The sequence below is a fragment of the Undibacterium sp. Ji83W genome (genome assembly GCF_049340385.1).
GTDB lineage: Bacteria > Pseudomonadota > Gammaproteobacteria > Burkholderiales > Burkholderiaceae_D > Undibacterium.
In genome coordinates this window covers 479,177-494,899 of the sequence record NZ_JBMPOZ010000003.1, presented here as the reverse complement: position 1 = coordinate 494,899, position 15,723 = coordinate 479,177, and the positions used below count along the sequence as shown (strand labels likewise).

The following is a 15,723-nucleotide window of genomic DNA, read 5'->3' as shown; positions in this document are numbered from 1 at the left end:
TTCATCGCTTAATTCAGTAAGCTATGCAGGAAAATGGGTAGCTTGCTACCCATGCAACAGGGAGAGAACATCCTCCCTGCTGTGTAAAAATAAAAAACCCACCTCTGTAAAGCGGTGGGTTTTTTTATAATCGCCTTGCTCTGTCAAAAATGAGCATTCACTAATAAATATTCATTGTTAAAGTCTGCAATTCTTGGCAACTTATTGTTAACATGAGCATCAATTAATCTCGAATCCTTCTCTGCCAGCTTGTGTAATGACAATGAAAAAATTGAGTCGCAATGATCCCTGTTCTTGTGGCAGTGGAAAAAAATATAAGCAATGTTGCATGGCTGCGGATGAAGCCGCATATGCGCAAGCGGATAAGCAAAAGCAGCAAACACAAGACCAGATCGCCAGTTGGCTTGATGAAGGTATGGCCGTGCACCGCAGCGGGCAAATTGAGGCTGCCAGCAAGATTTATGAGCAAATCCTCCGGCTCAAGCCAGACCATGCAGACACCCTGCACTTGTACGGAGTGACTGCTCACCAGCTGGGAGATTATGAGCGGGCGGTGCAGTTTATTAAGCAGTCATTGCGAATTAATCCTCGAAATTTTTATGCCCAGAATAATCTGGGATCAGCATTGCGCGAATCAGCTCAACTGGATCAGGCGCTGGAATGTTTTCAGCAAGCCTGCAAACTCAAGCCTGATTACGCAGAGGCGCATAGTAATATAGGCAATGTCTATAAAGACATGGGGCGGGAGGAAGAGGCTATATCGGCCTATAAACATGCAAGCAGCTTGAATGCGGGATTAGCTGAACCCTGGAATAACCTGGCGCTGATCTATCAAAAACGTAAGGATCTAAGCCTCGCCATACAATGTGCAGAACGCGCGGCTGCATTGCAGCCAAATTTTGCTGAGATTCATAACACTCTGGGCAATATTTATAAGGAAGCTGGCCAGACGGCACAGGCAATAAGCAGTTATCAACGTGCGATTGCCCTGGATCCGCAACAGGGCAATGCCTTGCACTTCATTCATGTCCTTACTGGTCAGGCCAGCTCACAGGCACCAGTGAGTTATGTCAGCAAGGTATTTGATGACTATGCCGAACGCTTTGACCAGCATCTGCAAGAGGTGTTGGAGTACCATATTCCTGCCGTCATCGGTAAAGAACTCAGGCAATTGCGGGTTGCTGACAAAAGCGCCTGGCGCATACTTGATTTGGGTTGCGGTACCGGTTTGGTGGCAAAAGAGCTTGCCCCCATGGCAGCAAGTTTGGTGGGCGTTGATCTGTCCGAAAAAATGCTCTTAAAAGCGCAGGCCAGGCAGATTTATCACAGACTGATTAAGGCAGATTTACTTAGCATGACACAGCAAGAGGCAGCTGCAAGTTACGAAGTGGTGACGGCGGCTGATGTATTTGTGTATCTGGGGCAACTTGACAATATCATCTCAGAAGTAAGTCGTTTGCTGATTGCAGATGGCCTGTTCACCTTTTCTGTTGAAGCTGCTGATGAGGGCGCAGTTCAGCAGTTGGGCAGCACAGGTTATACGCTGCGCAGCAGTGGTCGCTATGCCCATCAATTAACTTATCTGGACAAGTTGGCATCTGAGTATGGATTTACGTCTTTGCAATGTTTGCCACAAACCATCAGAATGGAAAATCTGCAAGCCATTCCCGGGTATCTGCTGATCTGGCGCAAGCAAACCTAAGGGAGTTGCAAAAGGCCTTGCAAATTTAATCTGACCTTATAACTCATTTAATTGAAAGGATAAGGCTTTGATAGCCTCTGGCCGGACGCCCTGATTAAAGAAGCAGAGATAGTTTGATTTTGGAATGATTTGAGGCTTAATACCAGCCGTTGTGCTGAAAAAAGCGCCATCGCTTTATCCTGCTGATACAATACTGCACTTGATTTTGACAGAAACGTCTTCATTTCATTGTGAGTAATCGTGTTGTGCGTGTTGTGATCAAAATAAATACTGATTTGCGATTTAATGCCATCTAAGCCTGACGCTTAACCCATGCCATCAATGGAAATGGGCTTTTTCTAGTTATTGGAGTTTTACTATGTTTCAAAATGCTCAAACCCTGGACAAGAACCTGCATGGCTCTTTGCGCTTTCAACCAGCTGCAGACTTTGCGTTTGCCCGTGGCCTGACAACGGCCCCTCTGGCACCGACAGAAATTCCTGAAGCAGCACAGTTTTATCCTGTTTTGTTTTCACAATCTGGCCTGCTCAATCCGATTGCAGTGTTGGGATTGAGAGAGCGCAATGTATTCCTGAATGAAAAAAATCAATGGACTGAAGCCTATGTGCCAGTTCATGTACGCCGTTACCCATTCATCCTGGGTCGTATTGGCGATACAGATGACTACGTGTTGGCGGCTGATATGGATGCGCCACAATTCAATACAACAGAAGGTGAGCTTGTCTTTACTGAAAAAGCAGAATTCAATCCTAGCTTTGGCAAAGTACTGGAACTGCTGAACAGCTACGAAAAAAATCTGCGTGAAGGCCGTGTCATTCTGAATGAATTGGAAACCACAGGCGTACTGGTTGCTAAAGACCTCAACTTCCGCGAAGGCCATGAAGTACACCTGATCGGTGGTTTCCGCATTGTAGACCGCGAAAAAGTTCTGGCACTGGACGATGCCACACTGGCGCGCTGGGTACGTAGTGGCCTGATGTCCCTGCTGGAATTGCATTGGGCATCTTTCCATCACCTGCCAAAAGTCGCACTGGCATCTTCACGTCCAGACCAGGTTCAATAATTTGTATTTGACTTGCATTAGAATGTGAATGGAAAATGGGGCATGTGCCCCATTTTCTTTTGGATCAAACTACAAGGTGAATGCTTTGAAATTATTACACGTAGGCTGCGGCCCGCAAAACAAATCAGGCACCACGCCTTTTTTTCAATCAGATGAGTGGCAAGAAGTACGCTTTGATATTGACCCTACCGTCAATCCTGATATACAGGGTACCTTGACGGATATGAGTGCCGTTGAAACAGGCTCTATCGATGCCGTATATTCTTCGCATAATATTGAACACCTGTACCCACATGAAGTACCAGTGGCCCTAAAAGAAATCATGCGGGTCCTTAAAGATGACGGCATCTTCGTGGTGACTTGTCCGGATATGGTCTCTGTTTGCAAACTGGTGGCAGAAGATAAATTGCTGGAACCTGCCTATATATCACCAGCAGGGCCGATAGCCCCGATCGATATTTTGTACGGACACCGTGCAGCCATGGAAAAAGGCAATCTGTTCATGGCGCATCGCTGTGGTTTTACTCAAAAAGTGCTGATGAATACCCTGGCTGGTGCCGGCTTTCAAACAGTCGTCGCTGCATCACGCCCATCTGCTTTTGATTTGTGGGCAGTCGGTAGTAAAAGTGCCCGACCTATTCCTGATGTAGAGAACTTATTACGCGCGCAACTGAAATAAGTACATTTGCTGATGATGCAAAAGAACAAGATAAATGCTGCGTCCAAGGGACTAAGCCCTCCTAAGCATGCTCACGCAAGCAGGGCAACTCAGTTGCTACAGCAGGCCCTGGCTTTGCATCAAACCGGCAAGCTGCTGGAGGCGGAGACCATTTATCAGCAAATACTATTGATCGATGCCAGACATTTTGACGCTCTGCAATTCCTGGGTATGATCAAACGCAGCACGGGTGAATTGCAACAGGCACTTGATTTGCTGTCTTTGGCTGCATCCATCAACCCGGCGCATGCCATTATTCATGCCTCGTTAGGTAATGTCTTGTTGGATCTGGGGCGCCACGCGGATGCCATAGCCAGCTACGACCGCTTTTTATTGGCCAAACCTGACTTTGCCGAAGTCCTGAACAACAAGGCAAATGCACTCAGTGCTCTGGGGCGTGAAGCAGAAGCCATGCTTTGTTATGAACAAGCCCTGCGTCAACAGCCAGATTTTCCCGATGCTTATTTCAACCGGGGCAATCTTTACATGGACATGCGTCGCTATGCGCTGGCCCTGAATGACTATGAGCAGGTGTTACGCGTCAATGCCACCCATTTTCAGTCCTGGAATAATCGTGGCAATGCCCTCTTGAAACTGGAAAGACTGCCGGAAGCCAGGCAAAGTTACCAGCAAGGATTAAGCATTGCTCCAGACAATGCAGAACTACATGCTTGTTTGGCCAATGCCTATAAAATCACTGGCCAGTTAAATGAAGCTGTTGAGTATTATGCCAAGGTGCTGCAACTGACAAGCACAGGTTTCCCCAGGCAAAATGCAGCGTTACAACTGGCAATTTTGCACTACGTCTTTGGCAACCCGGCCAATGTTGACGCTTTATTGCAAGTGGCGAAAGACATGGTGAGCAATTCGCTGATCAAAGACAAAGGTTCTTTGATTTACTGTGTTTTCATGCTGAAAATACAGGCGTGGTGGCAATCCTTCAGGCAGCAGGGATCTTTGCCACAAGCGCAAGGCATCTTGTATGTCATCGGTGAAAGCCATATGTTGTCCGCGCATAATCTCATCCTTGGTTATCGCGGCCATCATCTTCAATGCAAGGGACTATGGATAGAGGGATGTACGCAATGGCAAATCGGCAAAGCTGAAACCAATCATTACCAGCAATTAATGACGCAATATCTGCAGGCGATACCTGTCTCTTCCAGCGTATTGATCACAATAGGCGAAATTGATTGCCGTATTGATAGTGGCATCTTGAAAGCCAGCAAGAAATCTGCTGAATCTACCGAAACTGCTCCAGTCAGCCTGGCACAGCGTGTGCACGATACTATCGCCGCGTTTCTGGATTTTATTGCAATTCATGCGCAGCAGCGCCAATTCAAGCTCATCATCAGTGGCGTACCTGCCTATCATATGAATGAAAATGGCCACACTGAAGGCGAGTTGCATGAATTCGGCCAATTCTTATCCTTGTTTAATACCAGCCTTAAGCAACAGGTATTAATGAGAGGTATGGATTTTCTCGACGTGTTTGCCTTGACTGATAGCGGTGGAGGTAAAGCCAGTCAGCAATGGCATATTGATGACCATCACCTGCGTCCCGATGGCATTCTTGAGGCATTTTCCCGTCATTTAATTGCATCATGAGATACGGTGAGGATTTTGCTGGCAGCAAGGGTATTTGCATGTCTCGCCAGAGGCGAATAGCGTTTATACTGTAGCAATTTCCAAAGTTCGTATTCCTACTCAATTTGCGCTATGAAAATCCTGTTTGTTCACCAAAATTTTCCAGGTCAGTTTGTGCATCTTGCGCCGGTCCTGGCAGCAGATCCGGCGAATGAAGTCGTGGCACTGACCATGCAAAAGGCAGCACCCGCGTTGTGGAATGGGGTCAAGGTATTTTCATATCAGGTCACCCGCGGTACCAGCGCTGAAACCCATCCCTGGCTGGCAGATAGTGAACCCAAAGTCATCCGTGGTGACGCTGCCATGCGTGCAGCCCTGCAATTACGTGAGCAGGGTTTTGTGCCTGATGTTATCATCGCTCATCCTGGTTGGGGTGAGAGCCTGTTCTTGAAAAAGGTCTGGCCCAAAGCCAAGCTTGGTATTTACGCTGAATTCTTTTACCACGCACAAGGCGCAGATGTCGGCTTTGATCCTGAGTTTTCTTCGAATGCGATTGAGCAAGCCTGCAAGATACAACTCAAGAACATCAATAACCTCTTGCATATAGAAATAGCCGACGCGGCCATTTCCCCTACACACTGGCAAGCCAGTACTTTTCCTAGCGCCTTCCGCGAACGTATCAGCGTTATTCATGACGGCATCAATACCGACATGATCGCCCCTAATCCCGAGGTTGCCTTGACTCTGGGCGGGGGGCTGAAGCTGACGCGGGATGATGAAGTCATTACTTTCGTGAACCGCAATCTGGAGCCATACCGCGGCTACCATATCTTCATGCGCGCCCTGCCGCAGATACTGGCACAGCGTCCCAATGCCCACGTCCTGATGGTGGGGGGCGACGATGTCAGTTATGGCGCCAAGTCTGAAAGTGGCAAATCATGGAAAGAGATTTTCCTCGATGAAGTGAGTGCTCAATTGCCGGAGAGTGCGCGTCAGCGTATCCATTTCCTGGGGAATATTCCTTACCAGCACTTCATTCCCTTGCTGCAATTATCACGCGTCCATGTCTACCTGACTTACCCCTTCGTATTGTCATGGAGTTTGCTCGAAGCCATGAGCGCAGGATGCGCCATCGTCGCCTCGAATACCCAGCCTTTGCGTGAAGCGATACGCCACAACGAGACCGGCAGGTTGGTAGATTTCTTTGATGTGGCGGCACTAAGCCAGGAGGTCTGTGATTTGCTGGATCAGCCAGAGGAAAGACAGCGTTTAGGTGAAAACGCCCGCCGTTTTGCCTGTGAATTTTATGACTTGCAAAGAGTGTGTTTACCCGCCCAGCTGGAATGGGTATATGCACTCGGAAATGAAACAAAAGTTAACATTCAAAATGATATATCTGCACAGCCGCTTGTAAACACTGTAGTAATTGAGTTAAAATAAAGCTGTAGCCAGCAAGACCATTAAGAACTCGGCGCCCCGCAACGGATATTGCGGGGCGTTTTTTTGTTCCCGTTCTTCTTCATTCCTTCTCTTCATTGTGCCCGTACGCACAATTTCTCACTCAACACCTTATAGCCATGCCATACCAGGCGTATTCCCTGGGTAAATTACCCAGTCTTGTGCATGGCTGGTGTGACGAATATCACTCTATTTCATATCAAGCATGCTTTTTACTTCTGAAAAAGCATGTCAATTACATAAAACAGCGATTTTTCAAAAATTCTTGTCATGCCTGTATATGGGGAGTATGCGGAAATTACCAATAGCTTTACAGCCAAATTAGCGTGATTTTTTATATACAGGAGGGAGTATGCGAAATATACATGCTTCGATACACGAAACACGTTTTAAAAGCGTAAAACTTGTGTTACGCTTTCGAAAAATGTGATGTACGTCACATTTAATTGAGTTGTGAACAGGGATAATGCCGCCTTGCCTTAAAAATGTAGATGAATTTGTTCTCTGCAAACTTTATTCATCAAGCGGCCACCTTTTATATTGCGATGTTTTTAGCACTTCAGTGTGCAAAGAATACAAATGATCTCGAAACTAAAACTTCCACAAACTGAAATTGCACAGGTTCTGATGACCTTTAAAAGTGCCTTCAGAACCGTTGGCATCTTCAGTGCCATCATCAATCTGTTGATGTTAGCACCTTCCCTGTATATGTTACAGGTTTACGATCGTGTTTTGCAAAGCCGCAACGAAATCACTCTGTTGATGTTGACATTGTTGATGCTGGGTGCTTACGCCTTGATGAGTGCGCTTGAATATATCCGTAGTTTTGTATTGATACGTCTGGGTGCCAAGCTCGACATGCAAATGAACAAGCGCATCTACACTGCTGCATTTGAACAAAACCTGAAGCGTGGCGGCGGTAATGCTGGCCAGGCTTTGCAGGATTTGACACAGATTCGCCAGTTCCTCACGGGTGCTGGTTTGTTTGCTTTCTTCGACGCACCTTGGTTCCCATTCTACCTGGCCGTGATCTTCATGTTTGACACTTACCTCGGCTTGTTTGCGCTGGCTGCGGTGATTGTCATGGTGATCCTGGCGTATGCCAATGAAGTGGTTTCCAAAAAACCTTTGACTGAAGCCAATACCATGGCCATCGTCTCCAGCAACCTGGCGACCAACAACCTGCGTAATGCCGAAGTCATCGAAGCCATGGGCATGTTGCCTAACCTGATGTCTCGCTGGTTCAAATTGCATGGTCGCTTTCTGCAATTGCAGGCAGAAGCCAGCGAAAAGTCCGGCATTATTACTGCATTAAGTAAATTCGTCCGTGTTTCAGTACAGTCTCTGGTGCTGGGTTTTGGCGCTTTGCTGGTGATTGAAGGCAAGATGTCGCCAGGTATGATGATTGCGGGCTCCATTCTGTTGGGTAAGGCGACTGGCCCTATCGATCAACTGATCGGTGTATGGAAACAATGGAGCACAGTCAAAGGCGCCTATGGTCGCCTGAATGAATTGCTGGCTTCCAATCCACCGCGCCAGGCTGGCATGGACTTGCCTAAACCACTGGGTGCTTTGTCTGTCGAAGGCGTGACTGCAGCGCCTCCAGGCTCCACCGTTGTTGTTGTCAAAGCCCTGTCCATGGCCCTGCAACCAGGTGATGTACTTGGCGTTATCGGCCCTTCAGGTTCGGGTAAATCCACACTGGCACGTTTGCTGGTGGGCGTCTGGCCAGCAGCTGTTGGTAAGGTCCGTCTCGATGGTGCAGATATCTATCAGTGGAACAAAGACCAACTTGGACCAAATATCGGTTACCTGCCACAAGACATAGAATTGTTTGGCGGCACAGTAGCAGAAAACATCGCCCGTTTTGGTGAAGTTGATTCTGAAAAAGTCATCCTGGCTGCCAAACGCGCCGGTGTGCATGAAATGATTTTGCATTTCCCGCAAGGTTACGACACCCGTTTGGGTGATGGCGGTGCCGGTTTGTCTGGCGGTCAAAAGCAGCGTATCGGTCTGGCCCGTGCCATGTATGACGATCCATCTTTGCTGGTACTGGATGAACCAAACTCCAATCTGGATGATGTTGGTGAACAAGCCTTGGTTGTTGCCGTGAATGATTTACGTCAACGTGGCAAAACTATCGTCCTGATTACTCACCGTACCACCATTCTGGGTGCCACCACCAAACTCTTGCTGTTACGCGATGGTGTAGCTCAAGCCTTTGGCCCGCGTGATCAGGTATTGGCTGCGCTGAATCAGGCAAATCAACAACAGGTGCAACAAGCACAACAGGCCCAACAGGCTGCAGCGGCACAACAGGCTGCCCCGCAGACTCAAGCTCAGGGCGGTCTGCAATCAGCAGCTTCAGAGCCACCAGCAGATACGCAGGCAAGAATTAATGCCACAGCTGCAGAAGAGGAATAATCATGAAAAATGCATTGGTCAAAAAAGGTGATGTCACGGACGTGACAACTCACAACGTAGAAATACTCGAAGTTAATACAGATGCACGCGGTTATTCCCGCCTTGGCTGGATCATCATCCTGATCGGCGTGGTTGGTTTCTTGCTGTGGGCATTTACGGCAAAGCTCGATAAGGGTGTGCCGATGAGCGGTAACGTCGCCGTCGCGTCCAGCCGTAAAGTCATTCAGCACCAAGCCGGTGGTACTGTCGATGAAATTCTGGTCAAGGATGGTGATATCGTTAAAGCAGGTCAAACCCTGCTGAAGATGAATTCTGTCAGTGCCAAATCAAATGCAGAAATCACGCGCGTACAACTGTTCACTGCCCAGGCAGTAGAAGCCAGATTGTTGGCTGAACGTGCAGGTGCAAAATCCATCAGTTTCCCCAAAGAGCTGGACGAAGCAAAAAGTGATAGCCGTGTAGCCAATACCATTTTGCTGCAACAGCAATTGTTCACTACTCGCCAGATCTCCATACAAAGTGAATTGGGTGCAGTTGATGAAAATATCGCTGGCTTGAGGTCGCAATTAAAAGGCCTGGAAGAGTCCATGGTCAGCAAAAAGCAGCAACAGGTGTTCCTCAAGGAGCAGCTGGATGGCATGCGTGATCTGGCCAAAGAAGGCTATATCGCCCGCAATCGTCTGCTCGATCTGGAACGCACTTATGCACAGGTAAATGGCAGCGTCTCTGAAGATCTGGGCAATATGGGCCGTGTTTCTCGTCAGATCATGGAACTGGGCTTGCGTAAATCCCAGCGTCAGCAAGACTATCAAAAAGAAATCCGCACACAATTGTCTGACATCCAAAAAGAAGCAGAAGCTTTGCAAAACCGTCTGACTTCACTGGATTTTGATTTGAACAATGTCACGGTGAAAGCTCCTGTAGCCGGTACTATCGTTGGCCTGAATGTATTCACCAAAGGCGCAGTCGTGCCTAGTGGTTACAAGCTGATGGAACTGGTGCCTCAGGATGATGCGTTGATCGTAGAAGCCAGTTTGCCAGTCAACCTGGTTGACAAGGTACACGCAGGTTTGAAAACTGAATTGATTTTCTCTGCATTCAATACCAATACCACGCCGCATATCCCTGGCATCATTACCCAGGTATCTGCTGATCGTACTGTTGATGAAAGAACTGGCCAGGCTTTTTATAAAGTGCGCGCTGAAGTCGCACCTGAAGGCAAAAAATTGATCGCCAATCTGAACATCCGCCCAGGTATGCCAGTTGAATTATTCGTCAGCACAGGTGGCCGCACCATGATGAACTACTTGCTGAAACCGGTGATTGACCGTGCGCATTCTGCAATGACTGAGGATTAATGATGAAAAAATCATGGAAGCGTCTTAATCTGATCGCAACTGCCTGCAGCATCCTTGTGATGTCGGCAGGTCAGGCTCAGGCCATGGGTCTGTTGCAGGCTTATGAGGCCGCATTGGTCAATGACCCGACTTACCGTGCGGCTGTTTCAGAAAACGTCGCCGGTAAGGAATATCGTAATATCGGTCGTGCCGGTTTGCTGCCAACCATACAATATTCCTATGGGACCAGTAAGAACAAGGCAGAAATCACCTCGCCGTCGACGAATTTCCTGGGGCAGCCAACGGGCGGATTTACAGAGAGTAATTACGACTACACCAGTATCACCAATTCCGTTTCTCTGCGTCAGGTATTGTTTAGTCTCGATGCGACCGCACGTTACAAGCAAGGTATAGCGCAGACCAACTATAGCGATGCCATCTTTTCTGCGCGTAGCAAAGACTTGATCATCCGTTTGACGACCGCTTATGCTGATGTCAAATTTGCCGAAGATCAACAAGACTTGTTCCGTGCCCAAAGAGATGCTTACGCTGAACAAAAACGCATCAATGAGCGCATGTTTGAAAAAGGCGAGGGCACCAAGACAGATATGCTGGAGACCCAGGCAAAGCTCGATGTCGCCGAGGCTCAGGTGATAGAAGCGCAAGACAATTTGCTGAATGCAAAAAATGCTTTTTCTGCCATCGTTGGCAGCGAAGTCAATCAACTTGATGGCTTGCGTCCCGAGTTCACCGTCATGCCCGTCACTCTCTCAAGTTTTGAAGAGTGGATGACGATTGCAACCGAAAGCAATCCTGAAATTGCAGCCGCCAAATATTCAGTAGAAGCGGCCGAACTGGAAATCAGCAAGGCCAAGGCAGGCCATACGCCAAGGCTGGAACTCAATGCCGGTTACAACCGCGGTTTGTCTGATAGCATCACTACGCGTACGCAAGATCAGACCATCAAAAGCGTAGGTGTGCAATTGGTGATCCCAATTTATTCCGGTGGTTATGTCACGGCGATCAGCAACCAGGCTATCGCCAACCGAGACAAAGCCAAGGCTGATCTGGATTCAACCAAGAATAGGATCTCGATAGAATTGCGCAAGCAATTTAATGCGGTGCAAACCAGTTTGACGAAAATCAGCGCCTTGCAAAAGTCAGTCAATTCAGCGACTCTGCTGGTTGAAGCAACCAAGCAAAGTGTCAAGGGCGGTGTCCGTATCAATCTTGACGTACTCGGTTCCGAGCAACAACTGGTCGCTGCCAAGCGCGACCTGGCGCAGGCCAAGTACAATTACCTGATCAGCTTCCTCAGGCTGCGTGTCACAGCTGGCAATATCAGCGTAGATGATGTGCAGACAGTTGCTGCTTACTTTATACCGAACTGATACTAGCCAGATCGGTGAGCAGGAAGTAAATCAGGCACTAAGTCAGCAAGCATAAAAAACGGCACATCTTTAAAGATGTGCCGTTTTTCAATTTCAAACAGAAATCAGCCTGCCAGTTTTTTCTTCAGCAATTCATTGACCTGCGCAGGGTTGCCCTTGCCCCTGGTCGCCTTCATTGCCTGACCCACTAAAGAGTTGAAGGCCTTCTCTTTGCCAGCGCGGTATTCATCGACAGATTGCTGATTCGCAGCCATGACTTCATCAATGATTTTCCCGAGAACATTAACATCAGAAATTTGTGCGCCGCCCTTGGATGCGATCATCTTGTCTACGGCATCTACATCTGGCGATGGCGTTTGCCACAGAGCGGCAAACACTTCCTTGGCAATCTTGTTGGAAATAGTGCCATCGGCAATACGCTGTAACAGCACCGCCAACTGCGCAAATGTTACCGGGATGGCGCTGATATCCAGGCCTTCACGGTTCAGGGTCGCTGCTACATCGCCCATCATCCAGTTGGCAGCAGGTTTGGCTTGTGCGGCACCAGCAGCAGTCACCACGGCCTCAAAATAAGTTGCCACGCCTTTGGATTGCGTCAGGACAGTTGCATCATATTCAGGCAAGCCCAGTTGCTCAATGAAGCGCTGACGCATGGCAGATGGCAGCTCAGGCATGGTGGCGCGTACTTGCTCCACCCATTCACGGCTGATTTTCAGTGGTGGCAGATCAGGGTCAGGGAAGTAACGATAATCCATCGAATCTTCCTTGCTACGCATGGAGCGGGTTATTTTTTTATCTGGATCGTATAAGCGTGTCTCTTGCTTGATTTCAATATTATCTTCCAGTAATTCGATCTGACGGCGAACTTCATAATTAATCGCTTCCTCCAGAAAACGGAAAGAGTTCAGGTTCTTGATTTCGCAACGTGTACCAAATTTTTTCTGGCCTAAAGGTCGTACAGAAACGTTGGCATCGCAGCGGAAAGAACCTTCCTGCATATTGCCATCGCAGATGTCCAGCCAGGTCACCAGCGAGTGCAGGGCTTTTGCGTAGCCAACTGCCTCGGCGGCACTGCGCATGACGGGCTCGGTAACGATTTCCAGCAAGGGCGTACCTGCACGGTTCAGATCTATGCCTGTCATACGATCAGCCGCACCATGCATGGATTTACCAGCATCTTCTTCCAGATGGGCGCGTGTCAGTTCTATATTCCTGAATTCGGTCTTGCCATCCTTTTCAAAGACGCAAGGCACGAAGCCACCTTGTACTACCGGGATTTCAAACTGGCTGATCTGATAGCCTTTAGGCAGGTCAGGATAGAAATAATTTTTGCGGGCAAAGATGGATTCCGGTGCGACCAGCGCACCAACTGCCAGGCCAAACTGTATGGCTTTTTCTACTGCGCCTTTATTCATGACTGGCAGCACGCCAGGCAAGGCCAGGTCCACCGGGCTGGCCTGGGTATTTGGCTCAGCACCATACTGTGTTGAAGAGCCGCTGAAAATTTTTGAATTGGTCTTGAGTTGTGCATGTGTCTCAAAACCGATAACGACTTCCCATTGCATAATATTTCCTCGTCTTATCTTTATCTTATTGCGTCTGCCTGCTCATGACATAAAGCCGCAGATCCATTCAACTCATTGATCGTAGGTGCAGCTACCAGTTTTGGTATCCACCGTCAGTGCTGAAAAATTCTTGCGCGAGCCACACATAGTCGGGCAACTGGGCTTGATATGCAGTGCATCGCCTTCACGCTCCAGGCGTATGCTGCATTGAAAGCCACGGTCAAAATCATAACCCCGTTTGAGCCGCGCTGCTGATGCGTCCTTGAGTTGTAAGCGCCAGCCTTTTTCTGTCAATTCTGCTTCCAGGCCATCTTCAGTATCCACGCTGCATTCATGTCCGCGATTGCTGCGAAACACAGAAGACTCCCATTGAAATTCCGTGACTTGTGTACCATTCAACTGTATGCGCGCCTGATCACTGAAAATCAGGCGTTCGCCATCGCCATCTTCCTTTTGCGTTTGTGTGCAGGCGATACGCGTATCCAGCGTCTGTGCAGGCAAGTTGCCAGCTATTGCCAACATTGCTACGCTCAGGAAGCTTTTCAAGCTCATACAGGTGCGCGCGTATGCCAGTCAGTGACTTGCTGGAATTGATGGGCCACATTCAGCAATTTCGCTTCATCATAATAATTACCGATAACTTGCAAACCTACCGGGCGCCTGGCATTCTTTTCACCCTGACCAAAACCACAAGGGATGGACATGCCTGGCAAGCCAGCCAGGCTGGTCGAGAGTGTGAAAATATCAGCAAGATAGTTGGCCACCGGGTCATCCGCTTTCGAACCCAGATCCCATGCCACGGTCGGTGCTACCGGACCCATGATGACATCACATTTCTCAAACGCCGCAGCAAAATCCTGTGCGATCAGGCGGCGTATTTTTTGTGCCTGCAAATAATAGGCATCATAGTAACCGTGCGACAGTACATAGGCACCGACCATAATACGGCGCTTGACCTCGGCACCAAAACCTTCGGCGCGGGATTTCTTGTACATGTCTTCAAGATTTGTATAATCCGCTGCACGATGGCCATAACGAACACCATCAAAACGGCTCAGATTCGAAGAAGCCTCTGCCGGTGCAATCACATAATACACAGGGATAGACAACTCGGTTTTTGGCAGAGAAATTTCTACCAGTGTCGCGCCCAGCTTTTCATATTCAGCCAGCGCAGCACGTACTGCCTGTTCTACATCTGCAGCCAGGCCGGCAGAGAAAAATTCCTTGGGCACGCCTATACGCAAACCTTGCAAAGACTTATTCAGGTCACGGTTGAAGTCTTCTTTCTTGCGTTCCAGCGAAGTCGAATCTTTGGCATCGAAGCCTGTCATTGCATTTAGCAAAATACCGCAATCTTCTGCAGTCTGGGCAATCGGGCCACCCTGATCCAGTGAAGAGGCAAAAGCGATCATGCCGTAGCGTGATACGCTGCCATAAGTAGGCTTGATACCTGTGACGCCACAAAACGATGCCGGTTGACGGATAGAGCCACCGGTATCGGTCGCTGTCACTGCTGGCGCCAGACGCGCAGCGATTGCCGCAGCTGATCCGCCAGAAGAGCCACCGGGTACAGCAGTCTTGTCCCAGGGGTTTTTCACAGCACCGAAATAAGAATTTTCATTCGAAGAACCCATGGCGAATTCATCGCAATTCAATTTACCCAGCGTGACCGTGCCAGCCTTATTGAACAGCTCGACGACAGTCGCATCAAAGGGGCTGACATAATTTTCCAGCATGCGCGAACCGGCAGTCGAGCGCCAGTCGCGTGTCACGAAAATATCTTTATGGGCGATAGGTACGCCCGTCAATACACCAGCATCGCCGCTGGCCAGACGTGCGTCGGCTGCTGCAGCCTGTTGCAAAGTCCATTCAGGATTGACATGCAAAAAAGCATTCAGGTCACTGGCAGCAATGCGGTTCAGGTAATGCTGGGCAAGTTCAGTGGCGGATACCTGCTTGCTTTGCAGCAGGGCGGATAATTGCGAAATTGTTTTGGTATGCATGAGGATTCTATTGCTTAATCAATAACCTGGGGTACGAGATACAAGCCATCTTGGGTCGCTGGCGCTGGCTTTTGATAATCTTCGCGATGATTGCTTTCGGTGACCACGTCTTCACGCAGGCGCAAAGCCATTTCCGGTAGCAGGGCAGCGATAGGGTGGCTCAGAGGAGCTACACCCGTGGTATCCACCGCTTTTAATTGCTCTACCAGAGAGAAAATGCCATTCAGTTTCTCCAGAGTTGAAATTTCTTCCTCTGCAGAAGTTTCTATATTTGCCAAGTTGGCAATTCTTTTCACATCTTCAATTGTCAGTGACATAGTTCAGGAGCGCATTTTTGCGCGAAAAAGAGTGTCAAAAAATACATAATTCGACTTGCTACCAAAAGCTTAATTTAGGTGTTGGTATCGAATAAATTTAAACAGATTATAAGGTAGAATGGCGGGTTAATGCCCTAAATGGCTTGCTAAATCCCCTA

General features: G+C 48.5%; 12 protein-coding genes. 8 read left to right on the top strand and 4 right to left on the bottom strand.

Annotated features, from left to right (window positions below; translation table 11 throughout):
* The first annotated feature begins 256 nt into the window (after positions 1-256).
* The 8 genes from ACO0LD_RS09065 (at position 257) to ACO0LD_RS09030 (ending at position 11,680) form a co-directional block, all read left to right on the top strand.
* Positions 257-1,702 (top strand): tetratricopeptide repeat protein, encoded by a 1,446-nt coding sequence (locus ACO0LD_RS09065; protein WP_423005877.1) that lies wholly within the window; start codon positions 257-259, stop codon positions 1,700-1,702.
* Positions 1,703-2,060: 358 nt separating this feature from the next.
* Entirely contained in the window at positions 2,061-2,765 is a 705-nt protein-coding gene (locus ACO0LD_RS09060; RefSeq protein WP_423005875.1) for a SapC family protein, read from the top strand.
* A gap of 85 nt (positions 2,766-2,850) precedes the next feature.
* The gene (locus ACO0LD_RS09055) at positions 2,851-3,444 is read left to right on the top strand and encodes a class I SAM-dependent methyltransferase (protein WP_423005873.1); all 594 of its coding nucleotides are present in this window, start codon (positions 2,851-2,853) and stop codon (positions 3,442-3,444) included.
* Between the two features lie 12 nt (positions 3,445-3,456).
* Complete coding sequence (locus ACO0LD_RS09050; protein ID WP_423005871.1) at positions 3,457-5,091, top strand: tetratricopeptide repeat protein; 1,635 nt, start codon at positions 3,457-3,459, stop codon at positions 5,089-5,091.
* A 153-nt stretch (positions 5,092-5,244) separates the two neighbouring features.
* A complete protein-coding gene (locus ACO0LD_RS09045) occupies positions 5,245-6,510 on the top strand; it encodes a glycosyltransferase (protein WP_423005869.1) in 1,266 nt (421 codons plus the stop codon).
* Between the two features lie 645 nt (positions 6,511-7,155).
* Positions 7,156-8,952: a type I secretion system permease/ATPase gene (locus tag ACO0LD_RS09040; protein ID WP_423005867.1), complete on the top strand. Its 1,797-nt coding sequence runs from the start codon at positions 7,156-7,158 to the stop codon at positions 8,950-8,952.
* Between the two features lie 2 nt (positions 8,953-8,954).
* Positions 8,955-10,310 carry an HlyD family type I secretion periplasmic adaptor subunit gene (locus tag ACO0LD_RS09035; RefSeq protein ID WP_423005865.1) on the top strand — a complete coding sequence of 452 codons (1,356 nt, stop codon included), beginning with the start codon at positions 8,955-8,957 and terminating at the stop codon, positions 10,308-10,310.
* Positions 10,310-11,680, top strand: a complete 1,371-nt coding sequence (locus ACO0LD_RS09030) for a TolC family outer membrane protein (protein WP_423005863.1) — start codon at positions 10,310-10,312, stop codon at positions 11,678-11,680. The genes ACO0LD_RS09035 and ACO0LD_RS09030 overlap by 1 nt, the downstream gene beginning before the upstream one ends.
* Before the next feature lie 104 nt (positions 11,681-11,784).
* Here the strand turns inward: ACO0LD_RS09030 and gatB are convergent, their stop codons facing one another.
* The 4 genes from gatB to gatC are packed head-to-tail and all read right to left on the bottom strand — an operon-like array spanning position 11,785 to position 15,565.
* Entirely contained in the window at positions 11,785-13,263 is a 1,479-nt protein-coding gene (gene gatB, locus ACO0LD_RS09025; protein ID WP_423005913.1) for an Asp-tRNA(Asn)/Glu-tRNA(Gln) amidotransferase subunit GatB, read from the bottom strand.
* A gap of 54 nt (positions 13,264-13,317) precedes the next feature.
* Positions 13,318-13,797, bottom strand: a complete 480-nt coding sequence (locus tag ACO0LD_RS09020) for a hypothetical protein (protein WP_423005861.1) — start codon at positions 13,795-13,797, stop codon at positions 13,318-13,320.
* Entirely contained in the window at positions 13,794-15,248 is a 1,455-nt protein-coding gene (gatA, locus tag ACO0LD_RS09015; RefSeq protein WP_423005859.1) for an Asp-tRNA(Asn)/Glu-tRNA(Gln) amidotransferase subunit GatA, read from the bottom strand. Before gatA ends, ACO0LD_RS09020 begins: the two co-directional genes overlap by 4 nt.
* A 14-nt stretch (positions 15,249-15,262) precedes the next feature.
* The gene (gatC, locus tag ACO0LD_RS09010; RefSeq protein ID WP_423005857.1) at positions 15,263-15,565 is read right to left on the bottom strand and encodes an Asp-tRNA(Asn)/Glu-tRNA(Gln) amidotransferase subunit GatC; all 303 of its coding nucleotides are present in this window, start codon (positions 15,563-15,565) and stop codon (positions 15,263-15,265) included.
* Positions 15,566-15,723: the final 158 nt, after the last annotated feature.

What these genes read in the sequence shown, in the direction of transcription:
- ACO0LD_RS09040 (WP_423005867.1), top strand. Translation starts at nt 7,156, where the DNA reads ATGACCTTTAAAAGTGCCTTCAGAACCGTTGGCATCTTCAGTGCCATC.
- gatC (WP_423005857.1), bottom strand. Translation starts at nt 15,565, where the DNA reads ATGTCACTGACAATTGAAGATGTGAAAAGAATTGCCAACTTGGCAAAT.
- ACO0LD_RS09065 (WP_423005877.1), top strand. Translation starts at nt 257, where the DNA reads ATGACAATGAAAAAATTGAGTCGCAATGATCCCTGTTCTTGTGGCAGT.
- ACO0LD_RS09060 (WP_423005875.1), top strand. Translation starts at nt 2,061, where the DNA reads ATGTTTCAAAATGCTCAAACCCTGGACAAGAACCTGCATGGCTCTTTG.
- gatA (WP_423005859.1), bottom strand. Translation starts at nt 15,248, where the DNA reads ATGCATACCAAAACAATTTCGCAATTATCCGCCCTGCTGCAAAGCAAG.
- ACO0LD_RS09020 (WP_423005861.1), bottom strand. Translation starts at nt 13,797, where the DNA reads ATGAGCTTGAAAAGCTTCCTGAGCGTAGCAATGTTGGCAATAGCTGGC.
- ACO0LD_RS09035 (WP_423005865.1), top strand. Translation starts at nt 8,955, where the DNA reads ATGAAAAATGCATTGGTCAAAAAAGGTGATGTCACGGACGTGACAACT.
- ACO0LD_RS09030 (WP_423005863.1), top strand. Translation starts at nt 10,310, where the DNA reads ATGATGAAAAAATCATGGAAGCGTCTTAATCTGATCGCAACTGCCTGC.
- ACO0LD_RS09050 (WP_423005871.1), top strand. Translation starts at nt 3,457, where the DNA reads ATGATGCAAAAGAACAAGATAAATGCTGCGTCCAAGGGACTAAGCCCT.